This is a genomic window from Neobacillus cucumis (assembly GCF_023715505.1).
In genome coordinates this window covers 1-960 of the sequence record NZ_JAMBOH010000090.1, presented here as the reverse complement: position 1 = coordinate 960, position 960 = coordinate 1, and the positions used below count along the sequence as shown (strand labels likewise).

At 49.8% G+C, this 960-nt stretch carries 6 tRNA genes and 1 rRNA gene; all 7 read right to left on the bottom strand.

Features of this window, described 5'->3' with window-relative positions:
• Positions 1–51: 51 nt before the first annotated feature.
• The 7 genes from M3226_RS31465 to rrf all read right to left on the bottom strand — a co-directional run bounded on the left by M3226_RS31465 (position 52) and on the right by rrf (position 950).
• Positions 52–126, bottom strand: a tRNA-Gly gene (locus M3226_RS31465).
• A gap of 35 nt (positions 127–161) precedes the next feature.
• Positions 162–246: transfer RNA gene (locus M3226_RS31460), tRNA-Leu, on the bottom strand.
• A gap of 39 nt (positions 247–285) precedes the next feature.
• A tRNA-Lys gene (locus M3226_RS31455) sits at positions 286–358 on the bottom strand.
• 14 nt (positions 359–372) lie between these two features.
• Positions 373–445, bottom strand: a tRNA-Thr gene (locus M3226_RS31450).
• 190 nt (positions 446–635) lie between these two features.
• Positions 636–711 (bottom strand) — tRNA-Val (locus M3226_RS31445).
• Between the two features lie 5 nt (positions 712–716).
• A tRNA-Glu gene (locus M3226_RS31440) sits at positions 717–791 on the bottom strand.
• A 42-nt stretch (positions 792–833) separates the two neighbouring features.
• Positions 834–950: ribosomal RNA gene (gene rrf, locus M3226_RS31435) — 5S ribosomal RNA — on the bottom strand.
• Between the last annotated feature and the right edge of the window lie 10 nt (positions 951–960).

The following is a 960-nucleotide window of genomic DNA, read 5'->3' as shown; positions in this document are numbered from 1 at the left end:
CGCAGGATTTTAAGTCCTGTGCGTCTGCCAGTTCCGCCACCCCGGCACTTTTGGAGCGGAAGACGGGATTCGAACCCGCGACCCCCACCTTGGCAAGGTGGTGTTCTACCACTGAACTACTTCCGCACATATTCTAGGTTATTTTGCTTCGTAAAAAAACTTGGTGCGGGTGAAGGGAGTCGAACCCCCACGCCTTGCGGCGCCAGATCCTAAGTCTGGTGCGTCTGCCAATTCCGCCACACCCGCATATATAGCAGGTTATTTTGCTTTTGCAAAAAACTCTGATGAGCCATGAAGGACTCGAACCTTCGACCCTCTGATTAAAAGTCAGATGCTCTACCAACTGAGCTAATGGCTCATACAAAGAAAAGGTGCCGGCGAGAGGACTTGAACCCCCAACCTACTGATTACAAGTCAGTTGCTCTACCAATTGAGCTACCCCGGCGTAAAGTATGAAGAAATATTAAATTCTTACACGCTGTCTTTAATACCGTCATCCTGACCTCAGAAAGATTAATCAAGCAGCATCTCGGTCAGTATGCTGAAGATAATACAGGAAGCTTATTCGGTCGTGCTCTACCAATTGAGCTACCCCGGCATTTATTGTTGCTTATTTTCACTTTCGTGAAAAATCATGGTGGAGGATGACGGGATCGAACCGCCGACCCTCTGCTTGTAAGGCAGATGCTCTCCCAGCTGAGCTAATCCTCCAAAAGTGGTGACCCCTACGGGATTCGAACCCGTGTTACCGCCGTGAAAGGGCGGTGTCTTAACCGCTTGACCAAGGGGCCTAACTGTAATTTCCGCAAAAGAATAGCCCCACAAGGGGCTTAGCCTGGCAACGTCCTACTCTCACAGGGACTCGCGTCCCAACTACCATCGGCGCTGAGAAGCTTAACTTCCGTGTTCGGTATGGGAACGGGTGTGACCTTCTCGCCTTAATTACCAGACTATAAAATT